The sequence below is a fragment of the Pseudomonas sp. RIT-To-2 genome, assembly GCF_029623465.1.
Taxonomy (GTDB): Bacteria; Pseudomonadota; Gammaproteobacteria; order Pseudomonadales; family Pseudomonadaceae; genus Aquipseudomonas; species Aquipseudomonas silvicola.
Map to the genome: position 1 here is coordinate 131,092 of NZ_JAPYKM010000001.1, position 20,602 is coordinate 151,693.

Annotated in this window: 20 protein-coding genes; 9 read left to right on the top strand and 11 right to left on the bottom strand. The window is 64.0% G+C overall.

Annotation, left to right across the window (positions count from 1 at the left end):
- Positions 1–56: 56 nt before the first annotated feature.
- Complete coding sequence (locus tag QBK88_RS00660) at positions 57–782, top strand: magnesium transporter (protein WP_268147391.1); 726 nt, start codon at positions 57–59, stop codon at positions 780–782.
- 115 nt (positions 783–897) lie between these two features.
- Here the strand turns inward: QBK88_RS00660 and QBK88_RS00665 are convergent, their stop codons facing one another.
- Positions 898–2,019, bottom strand: a complete 1,122-nt coding sequence (locus QBK88_RS00665; RefSeq protein WP_277960502.1) for an MFS transporter — start codon at positions 2,017–2,019, stop codon at positions 898–900.
- A gap of 246 nt (positions 2,020–2,265) precedes the next feature.
- Positions 2,266–3,462, bottom strand: coding sequence for a class I SAM-dependent rRNA methyltransferase (locus tag QBK88_RS00670; protein WP_008364826.1), 1,197 nt, complete (start codon positions 3,460–3,462; stop codon positions 2,266–2,268).
- 260 nt (positions 3,463–3,722) lie between these two features.
- Here QBK88_RS00670 and QBK88_RS00675 point away from each other — a divergent pair, with 260 nt between their 5' ends.
- The 3 genes from QBK88_RS00675 to QBK88_RS00685 all read left to right on the top strand — a co-directional run bounded on the left by QBK88_RS00675 (position 3,723) and on the right by QBK88_RS00685 (position 5,847).
- A complete protein-coding gene (locus QBK88_RS00675; protein WP_277960684.1) occupies positions 3,723–4,535 on the top strand; it encodes an HDOD domain-containing protein in 813 nt (270 codons plus the stop codon).
- A 30-nt stretch (positions 4,536–4,565) separates the two neighbouring features.
- Positions 4,566–5,378, top strand: coding sequence for a bifunctional DNA-formamidopyrimidine glycosylase/DNA-(apurinic or apyrimidinic site) lyase (gene mutM / locus QBK88_RS00680; protein WP_277960503.1), 813 nt, complete (start codon positions 4,566–4,568; stop codon positions 5,376–5,378).
- A gap of 124 nt (positions 5,379–5,502) precedes the next feature.
- Positions 5,503–5,847 (top strand): multidrug transporter, encoded by a 345-nt coding sequence (locus QBK88_RS00685; RefSeq protein WP_268147397.1) that lies wholly within the window; start codon positions 5,503–5,505, stop codon positions 5,845–5,847.
- Positions 5,848–5,851: 4 nt separating this feature from the next.
- On the opposite strand, the gene ggt is transcribed toward QBK88_RS00685, so the two are convergent.
- The 4 genes from ggt to QBK88_RS00705 all read right to left on the bottom strand — a co-directional run bounded on the left by ggt (position 5,852) and on the right by QBK88_RS00705 (position 10,060).
- Positions 5,852–7,534, bottom strand: coding sequence for a gamma-glutamyltransferase (gene ggt / locus QBK88_RS00690; RefSeq protein ID WP_277960504.1), 1,683 nt, complete (start codon positions 7,532–7,534; stop codon positions 5,852–5,854).
- An 82-nt stretch (positions 7,535–7,616) separates the two neighbouring features.
- Positions 7,617–7,868 (bottom strand): YfhL family 4Fe-4S dicluster ferredoxin, encoded by a 252-nt coding sequence (locus QBK88_RS00695; protein WP_020295838.1) that lies wholly within the window; start codon positions 7,866–7,868, stop codon positions 7,617–7,619.
- Between the two features lie 101 nt (positions 7,869–7,969).
- Positions 7,970–8,449 carry a pantetheine-phosphate adenylyltransferase gene (gene coaD, locus QBK88_RS00700; RefSeq protein ID WP_158153421.1) on the bottom strand — a complete coding sequence of 160 codons (480 nt, stop codon included), beginning with the start codon at positions 8,447–8,449 and terminating at the stop codon, positions 7,970–7,972.
- Positions 8,450–8,632: 183 nt separating this feature from the next.
- A complete protein-coding gene (locus QBK88_RS00705) occupies positions 8,633–10,060 on the bottom strand; it encodes a coniferyl aldehyde dehydrogenase (RefSeq protein ID WP_277960505.1) in 1,428 nt (475 codons plus the stop codon).
- A gap of 98 nt (positions 10,061–10,158) precedes the next feature.
- Between QBK88_RS00705 and QBK88_RS00710 the strand changes: the two genes are divergently transcribed.
- Together QBK88_RS00710 and QBK88_RS00715 are read left to right on the top strand one after the other, a co-directional pair.
- Complete coding sequence (locus tag QBK88_RS00710) at positions 10,159–10,830, top strand: TetR/AcrR family transcriptional regulator (protein ID WP_277960506.1); 672 nt, start codon at positions 10,159–10,161, stop codon at positions 10,828–10,830.
- Between the two features lie 47 nt (positions 10,831–10,877).
- Entirely contained in the window at positions 10,878–11,732 is an 855-nt protein-coding gene (locus QBK88_RS00715) for a sulfurtransferase (RefSeq protein WP_277960507.1), read from the top strand.
- Here QBK88_RS00715 and QBK88_RS00720 read toward each other — a convergent pair.
- The 5 genes from QBK88_RS00720 to QBK88_RS00740 form a co-directional block, all read right to left on the bottom strand.
- Positions 11,705–12,556: an AraC family transcriptional regulator gene (locus QBK88_RS00720; RefSeq protein ID WP_277960508.1), complete on the bottom strand. Its 852-nt coding sequence runs from the start codon at positions 12,554–12,556 to the stop codon at positions 11,705–11,707. The two genes, QBK88_RS00715 and QBK88_RS00720, sit on opposite strands and share 28 nt — an antisense overlap.
- Positions 12,556–13,560 carry a hydrolase gene (locus QBK88_RS00725; protein WP_277960509.1) on the bottom strand — a complete coding sequence of 335 codons (1,005 nt, stop codon included), beginning with the start codon at positions 13,558–13,560 and terminating at the stop codon, positions 12,556–12,558. Before QBK88_RS00725 ends, QBK88_RS00720 begins: the two co-directional genes overlap by 1 nt.
- A gap of 87 nt (positions 13,561–13,647) precedes the next feature.
- Positions 13,648–14,238: a 16S rRNA (guanine(966)-N(2))-methyltransferase RsmD gene (rsmD, locus tag QBK88_RS00730; protein ID WP_277960510.1), complete on the bottom strand. Its 591-nt coding sequence runs from the start codon at positions 14,236–14,238 to the stop codon at positions 13,648–13,650.
- Positions 14,238–15,644: a M16 family metallopeptidase gene (locus tag QBK88_RS00735; RefSeq protein WP_445764877.1), complete on the bottom strand. Its 1,407-nt coding sequence runs from the start codon at positions 15,642–15,644 to the stop codon at positions 14,238–14,240. Before QBK88_RS00735 ends, rsmD begins: the two co-directional genes overlap by 1 nt.
- Positions 15,645–15,696: 52 nt before the next feature.
- Positions 15,697–17,052, bottom strand: coding sequence for a M16 family metallopeptidase (locus tag QBK88_RS00740; RefSeq protein ID WP_277960512.1), 1,356 nt, complete (start codon positions 17,050–17,052; stop codon positions 15,697–15,699).
- Positions 17,053–17,284: 232 nt separating this feature from the next.
- On the opposite strand from QBK88_RS00740, the gene ftsY reads away from it, so the two are divergent.
- Genes ftsY through ftsX form a run of 3 tightly spaced genes read left to right on the top strand, consistent with a single transcriptional unit; the run spans position 17,285 to position 20,495 of the window.
- Positions 17,285–18,805: a signal recognition particle-docking protein FtsY gene (ftsY, locus tag QBK88_RS00745; protein WP_277960513.1), complete on the top strand. Its 1,521-nt coding sequence runs from the start codon at positions 17,285–17,287 to the stop codon at positions 18,803–18,805.
- Positions 18,802–19,473 carry a cell division ATP-binding protein FtsE gene (ftsE, locus tag QBK88_RS00750; RefSeq protein WP_277960514.1) on the top strand — a complete coding sequence of 224 codons (672 nt, stop codon included), beginning with the start codon at positions 18,802–18,804 and terminating at the stop codon, positions 19,471–19,473. The genes ftsY and ftsE overlap by 4 nt, the downstream gene beginning before the upstream one ends.
- Entirely contained in the window at positions 19,470–20,495 is a 1,026-nt protein-coding gene (ftsX, locus tag QBK88_RS00755; protein ID WP_277960515.1) for a permease-like cell division protein FtsX, read from the top strand. Before ftsE ends, ftsX begins: the two co-directional genes overlap by 4 nt.
- Positions 20,496–20,602 lie beyond the last annotated feature (107 nt).

Here is a 20,602-nt window from a genome sequence, read left to right on the forward strand (position 1 = left end):
CCTGTGAGCTGACGCGTCCGCTCGCCAGGCAGCCCTGCGCCGCCTGGAGAGACTCAATGACTACCTTCGACCTTGCGCAACACGATGCATCCCTGGCCCACCTGTCCGCCGCCGACATCGCGGCCCACCTGCAGGCGCTGCCCGAAGACAAGCGCGCCGACGTCCTCAGCCGCCTCGAAACGGAGGCCGCGGTGGAAGCCACCGAGGACTTCCACAAAGGCGCGCTGATATCCACGCCCCTGGGCAACCTCAGCACCGCCACTATCGGCCTGCTGTACCGCAAGCGCGTGCTGTGGCTGGTATTGCTGGTGTTCGGCAACCTGTTCTCCGGCGCCGGCATCGCTGCCTTTGAAGACGTGATCGCCGCCAACATCGTACTGGTGTTTTTCCTGCCTCTGCTGGTGGACAGCGGCGGTAACGCCGGCGCCCAATCGGCGACCCTGATGGTGCGCGCCCTGGCCACGGGTGAAGTGGTGATGAAAGACTGGCTGCGCCTGCTCTGGCGCGAATGCTCCGTGGCCCTGGCCCTGGGGGTGACCATGGCGGTGGCCGTTGCCTTGCTGGGCGCAGTGCGTGGCGGCTGGGACATTTCTTTCGTGGTTGCCAGCAGCATGCTGGTGATCGTGCTGGTGGGCAGCGTCATCGGCATGAGCCTGCCTTTCCTGTTCAGCCGCCTGAACATGGACCCGGCCGTGGCCAGCGGGCCGTTGATTACCTCGATTGCCGATGCGGCGGGGGTGTTGGTGTATTTCGGGATTGCTTCGGTGGTTTTGCAGTTGTGACCTAGGTATTGGTCCCGACTGTAGGCGCAGCCTGCGGCAGCGGCTCTCGAATTATTCCCGAGCCACGACCCATGAGATGCTTCTGGTCGTCGGCGATTTTCAGCAGGGCGAACGGTTACGCTGCTTTACAGAACCGGGCAGTCCCTGCCAGCCCTGCCATGCTCAACAGCATAAAAGCCGTCCCCAACACTCGCTCGAAATCCTCCGCCACCACACTGATCGCCGCACTCCCCACCCCGCCCGCCACCAGCACCAGCGTATTCAGCACTGAAGCCGAGGCACCGGCGCTCCCTGGCACACACTCCATCGCTCGGGAAGTGGCGGCGGGGCGGGTGATGGTGGTGCCTGCGGTGCAAATCATCATGGGCAGCAAGACGGTCGTCACACTGCGCTCGGTGAGCAAAGTCAATGCCAGCATCGTCACGCCGGCCAGCCCAATGAGCGCAAGGCCTGCGCATAGTTGCTGACGGTAGCTGACGCTGCGGCTCATGCGGCTGGCGATCAGGCCGCCCAGTACGTAGGCGGCGCCGTAACTGAGCAGGGTCAGCCCGAATTGCAGTTGGCTGAGCTGGAAGTGGTCGAGGAAGATCAGCGGCGAGATGGCGATAAAGGCGAAGTGGCAGGTGAAGGCGATGGCCACGATCAGCGAGAAACCCATGAAGGCAGGATTGAGCAGCAGTTCAAGGTAGGCACTGATCAAGCCTTTGGCCTGGCGATTGGCGCCGCAGGTAGGCGGTAGGATGCGGATGGCTTGAATCAGTACCATCAGCGCGATCAGGGAGAATAGGTAGAAGCTTGCCTGCCAGCCGGCCAGGTGCTGCAGCAGGGCACCAACCAGCGGTGAGGTGGAGATGAATACGCCGCTGGCGCTGGTGACCAAGATGCGGGTACGGTCCCGTTCGGTGCCGGCGAACAGATCTTGGACCAGGGCGTTGAGCAGCACGAAGCAGCCGCAGCCGATGGCTTGCAGGGTGCGGAAGAGCATGAAGGTCATGAACTGCGTGGCATTGGCGCAGCCGATAGCGCCGAGGATGGAAACAGCCAGTCCCATCACCAGCAGGCCCTTGCGGCCGATTCGGTCGGAAAGGGGGCCCAGGAAGAACTGCGAGATGGCAACGCCCAGTGCGAACAGGCTGATGGAGAGGGCTATTTCGCTTGAAGGTGTGGCGAAATGCTCGGACAGGGCGGGAAAGGAGGGAAGGATGACGTCGAGGGGAAAGACGCCGAGCAGCACCATGGCCAGGAGCAAGGTGAGTATGGAACGTTTCGGTAGGGCGGACATGAAATGAGCCTTTTTGGAACAAGGCTACGGTGTTGCGCGATTGGAGGCGATAGCGGCCAGTTAGCGAAATTTCCTAAATTTTTGTAGGAGTTATCGTAGCCGCTACCGCAGGCTATGCAGGCCCGTCTGCACACTGGATATCTCCAGCGAGGCATGGGGCCAGCAAAACACGGCGGCAGCGGCTGCAGGTCTGGACTTACCTTAGCTATTCGGCAACAACCGGCACGTAATGCTCTTGATGTAGCGCGTCTCCGGGATAGCTGGGTGCACCGGGTGGTCCGGGCCCTGGCCGCCGCGTTCCAGCAGCTGGATGTTGCGGTCCAGGTGGCGGGCGCTGGTCAGCAGGATGTTCTGCAGGTCGTCTTCGGGCAGATGCATGGAGCACGAGGCGCTGACCAGGATGCCGTCCTTGCTGAGCAGGCGCATGGCTTGCTCGTTCAGGCGGCGGTAGGCGCCTTCGCCGTTTTTCAGGTCTTTCTTGCGCTTGATGAAGGCGGGCGGGTCGGCGACGATCACGTCGAAGCGCTCTTCCGAGGCCTTGAGTTGCTTCAGGGCTTCGAACACGTCGCCCTCGACGCAGGTGACTTTCTCGGCGAAACCGTTCAGGGCGGCGTTGCGCTCGACACCGTCCAGGGCGAAGCCCGACGCGTCGACGCAGAACACTTCGCTGGCGCCGAATGCGCCGGCCTGCACGCCCCAGCCACCGATGTAGCTGAACAGGTCCAGCACGCGCTTGCCCTTGACGTAAGGGGCCAGGCGGGCGCGGTTCATGCGGTGGTCGTAGAACCAGCCGGTTTTCTGGCCTTCCATGACCGGAGCCTGGAATTTCACGCCGTTCTCTTCCAGGTCGACCCACTCCGGGACCACGCCGAAGGCGGTTTCCACGTAGCGTTCCAGGCCTTCGGCATCACGGGCGGCCGAGTCGTTCTTGAACAGGATGCCGCTGGGCTTGATGACCTGGATCAGCGCGGCCATGACGTCGGCCTTGTGCTGTTCCATGGTGGCCGAAGCCAGTTGCACGACCAGGATATCGCCGAAACGGTCGACCACCAGGCCTGGCAGCAGGTCGGAATCGCCGTAGACCAGGCGGTAGAACGGCTTGTCGAACAGACGCTCGCGCAGGGACAGGCAGACGTTGAGGCGGTGTACCAGCAGCGACTTGTCCAGTGGCAGCTTGGCGTCGCGCGACAGCAGGCGGGCGCAGATCAGGTTGTTGGGGCTCATGGCGACGATGCCCAGCGGCTTGCCACCGGCGGCTTCCAGCACGGCTTGGTCGCCGGCCTTGAAACCATGCAGTGGCGTGGCGGCTACGTCGATCTCGTTGCTGTAGACCCACAGGTGACCGGCGCGCAGGCGGCGGTCGGCATTGGCTTTGAGGCGAAGGCTGGGCAGGGACATGAAGTCGCTCCGGGGAAAAAAGAGCGGGAGTATAGCGTGGAACGCTGCCCGATGGCCCGGGTGAGGATCCGCGGTCCTGCTTTTGCAGGCGCTGGCAATCCGGGTCTCACAGGCACAGAGCCGCGGATCATGAAGAAATAGCTAGCGGTTGTGTGCGCTGCGCCTCGGAAGGGTTAAAATCGCGCCTCAGCCCAGAGTAAGTACTTATGTCCCAAGAGTTATCCGAAGAGCAGATCCAGCAAGCCTTGCAAGGGATCAGCGTGCCGCCCCAACCGCAGATCATGGTCGACCTGCAGATGGAGCAGTACATGCCCGACCCGGACCTGGAAGTGATCGCTCGCCTGATAGCGCAGGACCCAGGCTTGTCTGGCGCATTGTTGAAGATCGTCAACTCGCCTTACTACGGGCTGACGAACAAGATCGCTTCCATCCAGCGCGCCGTGAACCTGTTGGGCAGCCGTTCGGTCATCAACCTGATCAACGCGCAGTCGATCAAGGGCGAGATGAGCGACGAGACCATCGTCACCCTCAACCGCTTCTGGGACACCGCCCAGGACGTGGCCATGACCTGCCTGACGCTGGCCAAGCGCATCGGCTCCCAGGCCGTGGACGAAGCCTACGCCCTTGGCCTGTTCCATGACTGCGGCATTCCGCTGATGCTCAAGCGTTTTCCCGACTACATGAGCACCCTGGAACAGGCGTACGCCAACGCAGGGCCCGAGTCGCGCATCGTCGACACCGAGAACCAGGTGTACAACACCAACCACTCGGTGGTGGGGTATTACACCGCCAAATCCTGGCGCCTGCCCGAGCACCTGGGCAACGCCATCGCCAACCACCACAATGCCCTGGCGATCTTCAGCGACGACTCCAACCGCAACAGCCAGTTGAAAAATCTGCTGGCGATCCTGAAGATGGCCGAACATATCTGCTCGTCCTACCGCGTGCTGGGCAACCAGAACGAAGACCACGAGTGGAATACCATCAGCCATCTGGTGCTCGATTATGTGGGCCTGTCGGACTACGACTTCGAGAACCTGAAGGAATCCATCCGCGAACTAGGCGCCCGCTGAGGTCGTCCATTTCCCAGCGTCGAGTCATCCATGCCTGAATTGCCTGAAGTCGAAACGACCCGCCGAGGTATTGCGCCGCACCTGGAAGGGCAGCGGGTCAGCCGTGTGATCGTGCGTGACCGGCGGCTGCGCTGGCCGATCCCCGAGGACCTGGACACGCGCCTGTCGGGTCAGTTGATCACCGGGGTGGAGCGGCGGGCCAAATACCTGCTGATCAATGCCGAAGTGGGCACGCTGATCAGCCACCTGGGCATGTCTGGCAACCTGCGCCTGGTGGAAGTGGGCCTTCCGGCGCTCAAGCACGAGCACGTGGACATCGAGCTGGAATCGGGCCTGGCCTTGCGCTACACCGACCCCAGGCGGTTCGGCGCCATGCTCTGGAGCCTGGACCCGCTCAACCATGAGCTACTGGTGCGCCTGGGCCCGGAACCCCTGACGGCGCTGTTCGACGGTGAGCGGCTGTTTCAGCTGTCGCGAGGCAAGAGCATGGCGGTGAAGCCGTTCATCATGGACAACGCCGTGGTGGTGGGGGTGGGCAATATCTACGCCACCGAAGCGCTATTCGCCGCGGGCATTGACCCGCGTCGCGAGGCAGGGGGTATTTCCCGTGCGCGTTACCTGAAGCTGGCGATCGAGATCAAGCGCATCCTGGCCATGGCCATTGAGCGCGGCGGCACTACACTGCGTGATTTCATCGGCGGTGACGGCCAGCCGGGGTACTTCCAGCAGGAGCTCTTCGTGTACGGGCGTGGGGGCGAGATGTGCAAGGTGTGCGGCAGCACCCTGCGCGAGGTGAAGCTGGGCCAGCGGGCCAGCGTGTATTGCCCGCGTTGCCAGAAGTAAGTGGTTACGGCTCAGGCCTGACAAGGGCGCGCCGCCTGATATAGTTAATAGTCAACCGGGGTGCGCCGCCAAAGACAGGTGTTCGCCACAGCACCCATCAACAGCCCGTGAAAGGACTTGCGCCATGAATTGCTTCCGCTCCCTCGCTCTGTTCCTGACGCTTTGCCTGGGCTTGCAGGCCATGCCCAGCCTGGCGGATGACGAGCAGATCGCCAGTGGCAGCGGTGACCCCGTGTACCAGGTGCAGAGCCCTCCGGCGTATTCGATGATCGCCGACCTGGTGATCGCCCGGCCGTTTCTGGTAGCCGCCACGGCGGTCGGCGCGGTGGTCTTCGTGGTGTCTCTGCCCTTCACTGCGCTGGGTGGTAACGTCAAGGATGCCGGCAAGGCACTGGTGGTGGACCCAGGCAAGGCGGCGTTCGTGCGCTGCCTGGGTTGCACCGGTGACGGCTACGGCAAGCGCGAGTAACGCCCTACTGGCGCGGCATCACTTCCGAGACCCCTACGCCGCGGGGGTCGCTGGCAGCTTCCACCTGACCGTCGTCCTTGTGCCATAGCAGCACTTGCTGGTTGCCGTAGGCCCGCCCGGTTTCCTTCACGCTGTAACCGCGGGCCTTGAGTTCGGCCAACTGCGGTGCAGTGAACGCGCCGGGTTCGTACTCCACCACGTCGGGCAGGTACTGGTGGTGGTAGCGCGGAACTGCGGGCCAGGTGGGCACAGGCTGGCCATCCAGGTATTGCAGCATCGACAACAGCACCATGCTGGGAATGCGGCTGCCACCGGGCGTGCCAAATGATGCGAATTGCGTAGGGCTTTCGATGAAGCTGGGGCTCATGCTCGACAGCGGCCGCTTGCCGGGCGCCACGGCGTTGGCCTGGCTGCCGGCCAGCCCATAAGCGTTGCTGCCGTGGGGGTCGGCCGCGAAATCGTCCATTTCATCATTCAGCACCACCCCGGTGCCGGCGGCGGTGAAGGCGGAACCAAATGGCAGGTTCACCGATAGCGTGGCCGCCACGGCGTTACCCTGGTTGTCGAGGACGGTGAAGTGAGTGGTGTGCTCGCCTTCGTGGGAGGCCGGCGCTGGTGGCAGCGCGGAACTCGGCGTGGCCTGCCGAGGGTCGATACTGGCGCCCAGGCTTTTCAGGTAGTCCGGTGCCAGCAGTGCGTTGATCGGGTTGTTGACGAAGTCCGGGTCGCCTAGCTGGCTACGGTCGCGGTAGGCGCGACGCAGCACCTCCACCACGTAATGCACCCGTTGCACGGGTTCAGCCTGTTGCCATGGCAATTGTTGCAACATGGCCAGCGATTGCGCCAGGGCAACGCCGCCGGCAGAGGGCGGTGGCGTGGTGATCAGCTCATGCTGGCCGGCCAGCGCGAAGCGCAACGGTGCGCGGGTGGCAACCTGATAGTCGGCCAGGTCCTTCAGGGTCCAGATACCGCCACTGGCCCGCACGGCCTTGACCAGCGCCTGGGCCGTGGCGCCGGTGTAGTAACCGTCATGGCCTTTTTGCGCAATCAGAGTCAGGGTTTGCGCCAGTTCTGGTTGGTGCAGCACTTCGCCGATGGCCGGTACCTCGCCGTTGCGCAAGAACAGGCGGGCGGTTTCCGGGTCGTCGCGCATGGCCGCCAGGCGGGCCGTGGCCCAGGCGCGGTACACGCGGTCGACGGCAAAACCTTTGTTGGCCAGGCGGATGGCTGGGGCCAGGGAGTCCTTCAGCGGCAGGGCGCCGTAATGGGCCGCCAGCTCTACCAGCGCGGCCGGCAGCCCGGGGATGCCGCTGGCCAGGGCGCCCGTGGTCGACAATCCGGGCACTTCCTTGCCGTCGCGCAGGTACATGTCGCCCGTGGCAGCCAGGGGGGCCTTTTCGCGGGCATCGAGGAACCGGTAGCTGACAGGCGTACCGGCCTGGCGCAGCAGGAAATAACCGCCGCCACCCAGGCCCGAGGCATAGGGCTCTACGACGGCCAGGGCAGCACTGATGGCGATGGCGGCGTCGAAGGCATTGCCACCTTCGGAGAGTACCTTCTGACCGGCGGCGGTGGCCTGGGGGTGCGGGCTGGCGATGGCCGCGGCGGTTGGCAGCGGTTGTGCGTCGGCCAGGGTGGCGCAGCACAGCAGCAGGGCGCTGAACAGTAATGAATAGGGTTTCGACATCGCTTCCTGCCTTGTCTGAAAAGTCCGCGGTTACCGGCCTGCGTCAACCCTGTTGGATCGGGGCCTTGCCCCAATCCGAGAATCAGGCCTTGCCGGTGATCTGGCGGTACTTGGCCATCAGTTGCTCTTCGGTTTCCGGGTGCGCTTCATCCAGTGGGATGCAGTCGACCGGGCACACTTGCTGGCACTGGGGCTCGTCGTAATGGCCGACACATTGGGTGCACAGGTTCGGGTCGATCACGTAGATCTCCTCGCCCTGGGAAATGGCGGCGTTCGGGCACTCGGGTTCGCAGACGTCGCAATTGATGCAATCGTCGGTGATGATCAGGGACATGGGTACTCCGGCCGGGGCCTTGGCCCGGGCATATGAACACTAATGTGCGCAATTGTGCCGCATAAGCGCGCGCAGTGCACGCTTATGGGGGCGGCCGGAGTTTACTTCTTGAAGCGCTGGGTCAAGGCCTCGGCCACCGCAGGGTGCACGAACTTGGTGATATCACCGCCCAATGCCGCTATTTCCCGGACCAGGGTCGAGGAAATGAACGAATAACGCTCCGACGGGGTAAGGAACAGGCTTTCCACGTCCGGGGCCAGCTGGCGGTTCATGTTGGCCAGCTGGAATTCATATTCGAAGTCCGACACGGCGCGCAGGCCACGCAGCAATACATTGGCTCCCTGCTCCTTGGCGAAGTGCGCCAGCAGTGTGGAAAAGCCGACCACCTCGACGTTGGGCAGATGCTTGGTGACCTCGCGCGCCAGTTCAACTCGTTGTTCCAGCGGGAACAGCGGGTTTTTCTTGGGGCTGGCGGCCACCGCAATGACCACGTGGTCGAACAGGCGCGAGGCGCGTTCGACCAGATCGCCGTGACCCTTGGTGATGGGGTCGAAGGTACCTGGGTACAACACTCGGTTCATCGCGTCGTCCTGGCGGGAATCCGTTGGGGACTGGGATGGTATCGCAGCAATCCCGGTCGGCCAAGTCGGTGTTCAGGGTATAAGGGACTATAGACACCTTTGCGCCAACCTGATTGCTAGCTCTTGCTCGCAGGCGCTGGCTTGCCGGCGAGCTTTTCCCAAGGCCCGGCAAAACCCTTGGGCCTACCGGATAAACAACCGGTAAACCAGTTTCTGCAGTGCTTTCCCATAGGGTGGGTAAATGACCTTGGCGGCATTGAACCGCTGCTTTGCCAGCACGCCCTTGGCCTTGCTGAAGGTCAGAAAACCTTCATGACCATGATAGTGCCCCATGCCCGATGGCCCCACGCCGCCGAAGGGCAGATCATCCTGGGCCACGTGCAGCAGCGTGTCGTTCAGGCAGACCCCGCCGGAATGGGTATGTTCGAGCACCCGCTGCTGCTCGCCCTTGTCATAGCCGAAGTAGTAAAGCGCCAGGGGGCGCGGGCGGGCGTTGACGTAAGCCAGGGCCTCGTCGAGGTGCTGATAGGGAACGATGGGCAACAAGGGGCCGAAAATCTCGTCCTGCATCACCGTCATCTCTTCGTTCACGCCCAGCAGCACCAGGGGTGCCAGGCAACGCCCGGGATGCTGCTGCGCTGGGTACAGGTCAACGACCTGGGCGCCCTTGTCGCGGGCGTCATCCAGATAACGGTTGAGGCGAGCCAGTTGTCGGTCGTTGATGATCGAGGTGTAGTCGGGGTTGCCCTGTACCTGTGGGTAAAAACTCAATACTGCCTGGCGATAGGCCTCCACGAACGCGTTCACCCGCTCGCGGGGTACCAGCACATAGTCGGGCGCCACGCAGGTCTGCCCCGCGTTCAGGGTCTTGCCGAAGGCGATGCGTTCGGCGGCATCCTTGAGCGGTACCTCGTGGCTGACGATGGCGGGGGACTTGCCGCCCAGCTCCAGGGTCACCGGGGTCAGATTGTCGGCGGCAGCCCGCATGACCTGCCGGCCGATGCTGGTGGCACCCGTGAACAGCAAATGGTCGAACGGCAGGCGCGAGAAGGCCATGCCTGTGTCAGCCTCACCCAGCACCACGCACACCAGATCGGTGGGGAACACGCGCTCCAGCAAACGCTTGAGCAACAGGCCGGTGGCGGGCGTGGCTTCACTGAGCTTGAGCATCACCCGGTTGCCGGCCGACAGCGCGCCAACCAATGGGCCCATCGCCAGAAACAGTGGGTAATTCCACGGTACGATCACGCCCACCACGCCCAGTGGCTGATACACCACCTTGGCCGAGGCCGGCTGGAATGCCGGGCCCACCTTGCGCCGCGAGGCTTTCATCCAGCCTTTGAGGTGGCGGCTGGCGTACTGGATGCCTTGCAGGCTTGGCAGCAGTTCGGCCAGAAGCGTCTCGTCGGCGCTGCGGTTGCCGAAATCGCTGCGCAGGGCCTCGATCAACGCCTGCTGCTCGCTGACCAACAGTTCGCGCAGGCTTTTCAGCCATTGGCGACGTTGGGCGGCAGGGGGCATCGGGTTGCTGGCGAAGGCCTGGCGCTGGTCCAGGAACAAGGGCTCCAGCAAGGCGAAGGCATCGGGCTGTTCGTGCAGTCGGGCCGACATGGAAGGCTCCATTTCTGTTCTGATTCTAGAGTTTATACTCTAGATTATTGAACTGTTACACTGGTGGCATCATTCAAGACCATGGCCAGGAACTGCACATGGCTGCACGCCCCAAGACCCGCGAGCGCATCGTTCAGCACAGTCTGGAGTTGTTCAACCAGCAAGGCGAGCGCAGTGTCAGTACCAACCATATTGCTGCGCATATGGAAATTTCGCCCGGCAACCTCTACTACCATTTCGCCAACAAGCAGGAAATCATCAGCGTACTCTTCGACCAGTACCAGACGCTGGTGGACGGCTTCCTGCGGCCGCCGGCCGGGCGCTCGGCTACGGTGGAAGACAAGGGCCGCTACCTGCGGGCCGTGCTGGCGGCCATGTGGAACTACCGCTTCCTGCACCGTGACCTGGAGCACTTGCTGGACAGCGACCCGGAGCTGGCGGAACGCTATCGGCGTTTTTCCCAACGCTGCATGGTGCAGGGACAGCTCATCTACAAGGGTTTCGTCGAGGCCGGCATCCTGCGCATGAACGATGCCCAGATCGAAGCGGTGACCCTCAACGCCTGGATTATTCTCAGCTCGTGGGTGCGCTTCCTGTGCACCACGCGGGAAAACGCCACGCATTTGAGCGAAGAAGCCGTGCGTCGTGGTGTCTATCAAGTACTGGTGCTGGAACTCGGGTACGTGGCACCGCCTTACCAGGCGGCCGTGGATGCCTTGTGCGGCGAGTTTCATGTATCACTGAACCAGGCGCTGGAACAGCCGGACTAAGCTGCCAGCCCACACGTCTTTTCGTTCATGATTCCAGGGAGGCTGCCATGCCCATCGCGCAATTGATCACCCCCCAGCAACTGGCTGCTCAGCGTGAGCAGCCCTCGCTGGTGGTACTGGATTGTCGTTTTTCCCTTGAAGACCCCGACTACGGCCAGCGCAGTTATGCCGAAGGGCACATCGCCGGCGCGCATTTCGCCGACCTGGAGCGTGACCTCAGTGGCCGAGTGGTGAAAGGGGTGACCGGGCGCCACCCTCTGCCCGAGCCGGGCCGCCTGCTGGAGCGCTTCCAGCATTGGGGCATCAACGCCGACAGTAACGTGGTGCTGTACGACGACGGCCCCGGTGCTTTCGCGGCCCGCGCCTGGTGGTTGCTGGCATGGCTGGGCAAGCGCAGCGGTGTCGCGATTCTCGATGGTGGCCTGAAGGCCTGGCATGCGGCTGGCTTGCCCTTGAGCCTGGATGCCCCGGGTAACACCGCGGGCCACCTGCATGGCAAGCCGGACCCCAGCCTGCTGGTAACCGCCAGGCAGTTGCAGGAGCGCCTGGGCCAGGCCGACCTGACGTTGCTCGATGCTCGGGCATTGCCGCGTTTCCGGGGTGAAGTGGAACCCATCGACCCGGTAGCCGGGCACATTCCGGGCGCCCAGTGCGCGGCATTTACCGACAACCTGGGGGCCGATGGGTGCTTTCTGCCCGTGGACGAGCTCAAGCAGCGCTTCGCAAGCAGATTGGCCGGGCGGCCGGTGGAATCGCTGGTGGCCTATTGTGGCTCCGGGGTGACGGCCTGTCATAACCTGTTCGCCCTGTGCCTGGCGGGCTACCCGCTGGCGCCGCTGTACGCCGGTTCCTGGAGCGAGTGGATCACCGACCCTCAGCGCCCACTGGCTACCGGCGACTGACCCCCGGCGTCACGGTAGGCTCGGGGGCCCACCCCGTAGACTTTCTTGAATTGCCGGCTCAGGTGGCTCTGGTCGGCGAACCCCAGTTGCACGGCCACCTGCACCGGCAGGCAGCCGTCGCGCAGCAAGGCGCGGGCGCGGGCTATGCGCTGTTGCATCAGCCAGGCGTGGGGCGGCAGGCCAGTGGCCTTGCGAAAACAGCGGGCGAAGTGGAACGGTGACAGGTGCACGGCCTCGGCCAGTGCTTCAAGTGAAGGTGGCTCGGCCAGATGCGTCAGCAGCAGCTCCTTTGCCCGGGCGATCGCCCTGGGCTCGCGGCCTGCTTCGCCGGGCAGGCGCAGCTTGGCGTGACGGGCGAACAGCGCCAGCATCATTTCCCGCCACAAGGTCTGCTGTTCCAGCGCTTCGCTTCCGTTTTCCAGCAGCCGGTGCAGGTGGTGGAAACCGGCGACCAGGTCGGGGTCGCGGTACAGGGTTTCACTGAACGCGTGGGTAGCGCAGGTGCTGATGTCCAGCTCTTGCATCAGGCTGTCGAGCCGGGTGTTATGCGGGTAGAAAGCCCGGTACAGCCAGCCTTGGTCGTGGCCCTTACTGCCGGTGTGCACCTCATCCGGGTTGATCAGCACCAGAGTACCCCGTGGTGCAAGGTGGTCGGCGCCGCGATAGCGATAGCGCTGGGCGCCGTCGACGATCATGCCGATCACGAAGCCGTCATGCACATGGGGCACGAAGCGTTGTTCGATGTAGCGTGCCGACAGCAACTCCACACCCGCCAAGGGGGGTGCCTGCCAGAAGTGGATGGATTCACCTGCCTTGCCGGTCATCACGCCAGCCCCATCAGCCACTGCGGGATACGCCGTTCCAGGTAGTAACCCGGCTTGCCCAGGCGCCCGTCGACAAAGCCCACATGCCCGCCGTGCTCATGCAGCTCGAAGGTGGTGCTGGCGGACAACTCGCCCGGCTGCGGCAGGCTGTGACGGAACACGAAGGGATCGTCTTCGGCTTGGATGATCAGCGTTGGCGTCTGGTTTTGCGCCAGGTAGTAACCGCTGGAAGAACGACGGTAGTAGTCGTGGGCATCAGTGAAGCCGTTGAGCGGCGCGGTGACCTTGCCGTCGAAGTCCCAGAAGGTACGCAAATTCTTCAGCGGGCCCAGGTTGCTCAGCGTGGCCAGGCCGTCCTGCTTGCCGTCGTGCTGGAAGCGTCGCTGCTTGTCTTTCACATAGGCGAGCATCTCGCGCATGAAATGCGCCTGGTAGACCTTGGAAAAACCCAGCCCGATACGGTCCGCGCACTGGTCCAGGCGGAAAGGTACTGACACTGCCACGGCGCCTTGCAGCTGGCTGGCGCCGCCCGCTTCGCCCAGATGCTTGAGCAGAATGTTGCCGCCCAGGGAATAGCCGACGGCGAACAGCGGCGCCATGGGGCGATGGCGGTGCAGGTGGTCGATCACTTCGGCCAGGTCTTCGCTACTGCCGGAGTGGTAACTGCGCGCCAGCAGGTTGGGCTCGCCCGAGCACCCACGCCAGTTGACCGCCACGCTCGCCCAGCCTTGCGCGGCCAGTGCACGTTGCAGGCCCACCACGTAGTGAGAGTTGGAAGAGCCGGTCAGGCCATGCAGTACCAGTACCAGCGGGCTATCGGGGCTGTGGGGGCCATGCCAGTCCAGGTCCATGAAGTCGCCGTCGGCCAGCCACAGGCGTTGACGTTCGCGCGCCAGTGCAGGCTGGCGGCGCAGTGTGGGGCCCCAGAGCGTCTGCAGGTGCGGGTTGCCGAAGCCCCGGGCGGGGCGGAAAGGCGCAACGGGTTGCGCGGTAGACGTGTCCACGGGTGTTTCTTCCTCCAATTACTGGCGTAGGGTGCCATGATTGGAGGAAGGTGTGTCGGGGATTTTGCGGGCAGCGCTGACTGCGTTTCAGCCACGCTGCCAGAGCGCGTAGTACACCTGGCCAGCCTTCTTCTCCCGATGCAGCCGCCAGTTCTGCGGCAGCCCCGATGCCGAAGGCGGCGTTTCGCTCTCGGTGTACACCCAAGCCCCTTCGCTCAACCAGCCACGGCTTTCCAGCAATTCGCACGCTGGCGCCAGCAGGTTCTGGTGGAACGGTGGGTCGAGGAAGACCAGGTTGAAGGCGTTGGCCGCCTGGGTTTCCAGGTAGCGCAGTGCATCGCTTTGCAGCAACTGGCCAGTACCGCACTTGAGCAGGTCGAGGTTGCTGCGCAAGCTGGCGATGGCCTGGGCGTTGCTGTCCAGGGCCAGGCCCATGCTGGCGCCGCGCGACAGGGCTTCCAGGTACAGGGCGCCGCTGCCGCAGAACGGGTCCAGCACCTTGGCGCCTTCGACGTGGGGGGCCAGCCAGTTGAACAGGGTTTCACGCACCCGGTCTGGTGTCGGGCGCAGGCCCGGGCCGTCGGGGAAGCTCAGCTTGCGGCTGCGCCATTGGCCGCCGATGATGCGCAGCTGGCCCTGGCCGTTGTGTTTCACAGGTTTTGCAGAAGGATTGGCCATTAATGCTCCGGAACGCCCATGGGTTGTTCCTGGGGTTTGTCTGTAGGGGGTGGCAATGGCTTCTGGGGCACGGTGGGGCCGGCGGTGACGATCACCAGCTTGTCGGCGTCCAGGTGGCGGTTGAGCGCCGCCTTGACCTGTTCGACCGTCAGGCCCTGCGACTGCTGCATGAAGTCTTCCAGAAAGCTCAGGGGCAGATTATAGAAGCCAATGGCCCCCAATTGCCCAACGATGCTCGCGTTGCTGGCGGTGGAGAGCGGGAAACTGCCGGCCAGCTCGCGCTTGGCGTCGTCCAGTTCCTGCTGCGTCGGGCCGTTTTTCAGGTAGTCGCGCAGGATGTCCTGCACCAGCCCCAGGGTGCCCTCGCTGAGTTCGGCGCGGGTTTGCAGGCTGATGGAGAAGGGGCCGCGGGCCTGCATCGGGGTGAAGCCCGAGTAGATGCCGTAGGTCAGGCCGCGCTTCTCGCGCACTTCGCTCATCAGGCGTGTACCGAAGGTGCCGCCACCGAGGATCTGGTTGCCCAGCGACAAGGCGGCGTAGTCCGGATCGTCACGCTGGATGCCCAGTTCGGCCAGCAGCATGGTGGTTTGCTTGGAAGGGAATTCGATATGCGTCAGGCCAGCCTTGGGGGCCTGAGGATCGGGCATGTGGGGCAGCGCCGGGCCTTTGGGCAGCGCCGAAGACACTTGTTCGGCGATTTTCGCCGCCTCGTCCCGGGACAGGTCGCCGACGATGGCGATCACGGCATTGCCCGCCGCGTAGGCGCGGTTGTGGAAGGCCCGGAGCTGTTGAGCGTTAATGGCGGCGATGGACTTGGCGTCGCCGTCGCTGGGGTGCGCGTACGGGTGGTCGCCGTAGAGGCGGCTGAACAGCTCATTGCCCGCCAGTTTCCCAGGGTTCTGCTTCTGGTACTGGAAGCTGGCCAGCAACTGGTTCTTGATGCGTGCCATGGAGTCGGCGGGGAAGGTCGGCTTGCCCACCACCTCGGCGAACAGCTTGAGCGCCGGTTCGCGCTTGTCGCTGGCGCTCAGGCTGCGCAGCGAGGCCACGGCCATGTCGCGGTAGGCGCCATTGCCGAAGTCGGCGCCCAGGCCTTCGAAGCCCTGGGCGATGGCCTCGACGTTCTTGCCGGCCACGCCCTCGTTGAGCATGGCGTTGGTGAGCAGGGCGATGCCGGGGCTCTTCTGGTCCTGGCTGCTGCCCGCTGCGAAGGTCAGGCGCAGGTCGAACATGGGCAACTGCCGGGCCTCGACGAACATCACCTTGGAGCCGGCGGCGGTCTGCCAGGTCTGGATGTCCATCATCCGGTGGCTGGGCGCCTTGGTGTCCATTTCCTTCAGGGTCTGCAGCTTGTCCAGCGGCTGGGCAGGCGCGCTGGCGGTGTCGGCCATGGCTTGGCCGGCCATCAGCGCCGCCATCAGCGCGGCGCCCAGCAGGGCACGGCGGGGTTGAATGCGCTTATTCATGCGCCGATTCCTCTGGCAATACGTGGGCGACGCTCAGGCGTGACCGGGTGAAATAGGTGCGGGCAGCGTTCTGGATGTCCTGGGGGGTGACGCTCTTGATGTCATCCAGTTCGGTGTCCATCAGCTTCCACGACAGGCCCACGGTTTCCAGTTGGCCGATGGTGGTAGCCTGGCTGCTGATGGAGTCGCGCTCGTAGACCAGGCCGGCAATGACCTGGGCGCGCACGCGTTCGAGTTCGTCAGCGGTCGGCGGCTTGGTCTTGAGTTCGTCCAGCAGGCGCCAGAAGCCTTTCTCGACGTCGGCCAGGGTCTTTTTCTTCTGGGTATTGGGCGTACCCGATAGCATGAACAGGCTGTCGCCGCGGGTGAACGGGTTGTAGCTGGCCGAAGCGCCGGTGACCAGTTCTTCACCGCGTTCCAGCTGCGTGGACAGGCGCGCGCTGTAACCGCCGTCCAGCAGCGCCGAGATCAGGCGCAGGGCCTGGGCGTCGCGGGGGTTGGTGGCGGTGGCCAGGCCTGGCACGTTGAAACCGTAGACCACGCTGGGCAGTTCGGTTTTCACGTGCACGGTGATCTGCCGCTCGCCCGGCTCTGCCAGTTCCAGCGGGATCTTGCTCGGCGGCGTGGCACGCCGGGCGATACCGGCGAAGAAACGCTGGGCCAGCGCCTTGACCTGGTCGGGGGTGACGTCGCCCACCACGACCAGCGTGGCGTTGTTGGGCACGTACCAGGCCTTGTACCAGTCGCGCAGTTCTTCGATCTTCATGCGGTCCAGGTCAGCCATCCAGCCGATGGTCGGCGTGTGGTAGCCGCTGGCCGGGTAGGCCATGGCCTTGAACAGCTCGAAGGCCTTGGCATTTGGCTTGTCGTCGGTGCGCATGCGCCGCTCTTCCTTGATCACCTCGATCTCGCGGCTGAATTCGTCGGCCGGCAGTTTCAGGGTGGCCATGCGGTCGGCTTCCAGCTCCATGGCCACAGGCAGGCGGTCTTTGGCCAGCACCTGGTAGAAGGCGGTGTAGTCGTCGCTGGTGAAGGCGTTTTCCTCGGCGCCCAGGTCGCGCAGCACCCGCGAGGCTTCGCCCGGGCCGAGTTTCTCGCTGCCCTTGAACATCATGTGTTCCAGGGCGTGGGACAGGCCGGTCTGGCCAGGGGTTTCGTAACTGGAACCGACCTTGTACCAGATCTGCGAAACCACCACCGGCGCCCGGTGGTCTTCGCGCACCACGACCTTCAGGCCGTTGTCCAGGGTGAACTCGGTGGTGGGTTGGGGATCGGCGGCGAGGGCTGCAAAAGGCAGACAAACCGAGCTGAGCAGCAGGCCGGCGGCACGGCGGGCTAGAGCATTCATTCGTTTTTTAACCTGTCGGACTGCCCGCTTGGTCTTAGCGTCCACGGGCGAGGAGGTGCTAGGATACTGATCCGGTTACCTGGCGACCATGCCTGGTTGCAGAGAATGGCCTGCGGGCTCTCTACAAAATGTTGCGCATGAACGAGCCGGGAAAAATACAGTCTGTTCTGCGTTATTAGAATTTCCTGAGGCGCCGCATTGGCGCGTCGCTACCTTGAGATAGCCGTCCTCCATGTTTGGTTCCAACGACGACAAAAAGTCCCCCGAGAAGAAAGGCCTGTTCGGCTGGCTGCGCAAAAAGCCGCAGCAAGAAGCGGTCGAGCAGCCCAAAGCCCCTGAAACCGTGGCTCCCGAGCTCCCCGTCGAGGTAGCACCCGAGCCAGCGCTGGCGCCTGCGCCTCAGGCAGTGGCCGAGCCCGAGCCAACTGCCGCACCCGCGCCGGCCGGCCTGGTGCTGCCAGTGCCGGAAGAGCCGGTGGCCCTGGTGCCAGACCTGGAACCCCACGCACCCCCGCCGATCGCGCCGGTAGCGGAAGTGGTGGCCCCTGTCGTCGAGCCGGTCATCGAGCCCGTTCTCGAACGGGCCGAGCCGGTGGTCGCGCCCGTTGTGGTCCCTGAAACGGTCCCTGCGCCTGTCGTCGCCGAGCCCGAGCCGGCGCCAGTTCATGCGCCCGTTGCCGAAGTGCTGCCGCAGCCCATTCCAGAGCCTGCCCCGGCGCCAGTGGCCGCTGCCCCAGCCCCAGTGGCGGTGCCCGCGCCGCAGCCAGCCCCCGAGCCTGAGCACCAGCCAGAAGCCGCTGGCCAGGCTGACGCCGGCAACAAGGTCGGCTTCTTTGCCCGCCTCAAGCAAGGCCTGGCCAAGACCAGCGCCAGCCTGGGCGAGGGCATGTCGTTCCTGTTCCTGGGCAAGAAGAACATCGATGACGACCTGCTCGAAGAGATCGAGACCCGCCTGTTGACCGCAGACGTCGGCGTTGAAGCGACCTCGCTGATCGTGCAGAACCTGACCCAGAAGGTTGCCCGCAAGCAGCTGGCCGATGCCGACGCGCTGTACAAGTCGCTGCAGGGCGAGCTCACCGACCTGCTGCGCCCGGTCGAGCAGCCATTGAAGATCGCCTCGCAGAACAAGCCGTTCGTGATCCTGGTGGTAGGCGTCAACGGTGCCGGCAAGACCACCACCATCGGCAAGCTGGCCAAGAAGCTGCAACTGGAAGGCAAGAAAGTCATGCTGGCCGCCGGCGATACCTTCCGTGCCGCCGCCGTGGAACAGTTGCAGGTGTGGGGCGAGCGCAACAAGATTCCGGTCATCGCCCAGCACACCGGCGCCGACTCGGCCTCGGTGATCTTCGACGCCGTGCAGGCCGCCAAGGCCCGTAACATCGATGTGTTGATCGCCGACACCGCTGGCCGCCTGCACACCAAAGACAACCTGATGGAAGAGCTGAAAAAGGTTCGTCGCGTCATCGGCAAACTCGACGCCGACGCGCCTCACGAAGTGCTGCTGGTGCTCGACGCCGGTACCGGCCAGAACGCCATCAACCAGGCCAAGCAGTTCAACCAGACCGTGGCCCTGACCGGCCTGGCGCTGACCAAGCTGGACGGCACCGCCAAGGGTGGGGTGATCTTCGCCCTGGCCAAGCAGTTCGGCCTGCCTATTCGCTATATCGGCGTGGGCGAAGGCATCGACGATTTGCGTACCTTTGAAGCAGAACCCTTTGTCCAGGCATTGTTTGCCGAGCGGGAGCGTTCATGATTCGTTTCGAACAGGTCGGTAAGCGCTATCCGAACGGACACGTCGGCTTGCATGAGCTGAGCTTTCGAGTACGTCGTGGCGAGTTTCTGTTTGTCACCGGCCACTCCGGTGCCGGTAAAAGTACCCTACTGCGCCTGCTGCTGGCCATGGAACGTCCCACCTCCGGCAAGCTGCTGCTGGCCGGCCAGGACCTGGGCCAGATCAGCAATGCGCAGATCCCGTTCCTGCGCCGCCAGATCGGCGTGGTGTTCCAGAACCACCAGTTGCTGTTCGACCGTACGGTGTTCAACAACGTCGCCCTGCCGCTGCAGATACTCGGGCTGTCCAAGCCCGAGATCGCCAAGCGCGTGGATTCGGCGCTGGAACGCGTGGCCCTGTCCGACAAGGCCGAGCTGTTCCCTGGTGACCTGTCCACCGGCCAGCAGCAGCGGGTCGGTATCGCCCGGGCCATCGTCCACCGGCCAGCCTTGCTGCTGGCGGACGAGCCGACCGGTAACCTCGACCCACGCCTGGCTGCGGAGATCATGGGTGTATTCGAAGACATCAACCGGCTGGGCACCAGTGTGCTGATCGCCAGCCACGACCTGGCCCTGATCGCGCGCATGCGCCATCGCATGCTGACCTTGCAGCGTGGCCGCCTGATCGGTGACGGGGAGGCCGCGCAATGACTGGTACCCGTAGCCCCAAGGTGGCAGACCGCGTCGCCCCGAAGAATGCCGACCCGTTGCCGCCGAAGAAGAAACCCCACGAGGAAGACGACGGTCCGGACTTCGCCACGCTGTTCAAGGCCTGGCTGGAAAGCCACCGGGCCAGCCTGCTGGACAGTCTGCGACGCCTGGGCAAGCAGCCCATCGGCAGTTTCTTTACCTGCCTGGTGATGGCGGTCGCCCTGAGCCTGCCCATGGGCCTGTCGCTGTTGCTCAAGAACGTCGAGCGCCTGGGCGGTTCATGGCAGCGCGCGGCACAAATTTCCCTGTACCTGGACATGAATGCCAGTGACCGCGACGGCGAGGCCCTGGTGACCCAGATCAAAGGCCTGAGCGGCGTCGCCGATGCCGAGTTCATCAACAAGGACAAGGCCCTCACCGAGTTCCAGCAGCAGTCCGGCCTGGGCGAGGCGCTCAAGGAGCTGCCCGACAACCCGCTGCCGGGCGTGGTGGTGGTGACCCCGCTGGAGATCGACAAGGCCGCGCTGGAGGCCCTGCGCGGTCAATTGGCCGAGCTGCCCAAGGTGCAGCAGGCGCAGTTGGACCTGATGTGGGTGGAGCGCCTGGCGGCCATCCTCAAGCTGGGTGACCGCTTCGTGTTCGGCCTGACCGTGCTGTTGGTATCGGCGTTGCTGCTGGTGGTGGGCAATACCATTCGTCTGCACATCGAGAACCGCCGCACGGAAATCGAGGTCATCAAGTTAGTGGGCGGCACTGACGCCTACGTGCGTAGGCCGTTTCTGTACATGGGGGCGATTTACGGTTTGGGCGGTGGGGTTTTCGCCTGGGGCGTGCTGGCATTCGGCCTGAATTGGCTGAACGACGCCGTGGTAGGGCTCTCCGGGCTGTATGGCAGTGACTTTGCCCTGGCCGGGGTGCCATCATCCGATGGTCTGTCCCTCTTGCTTGGGGCCCTGTTGTTGGGGTATATCGGTGCGTGGATCGCAGTGGCGCGCCATTTGCGCGAGCTGGCTCCACGGTAATTTTTGGTAATATTTTTTTGCCAGCATTGACCTTTGGTGAAATTAACTTTAGGGAACTTGTTTCGCGGTTCCCGGTCTATGCGTCTGTGCTTTAATGCACAAATTCG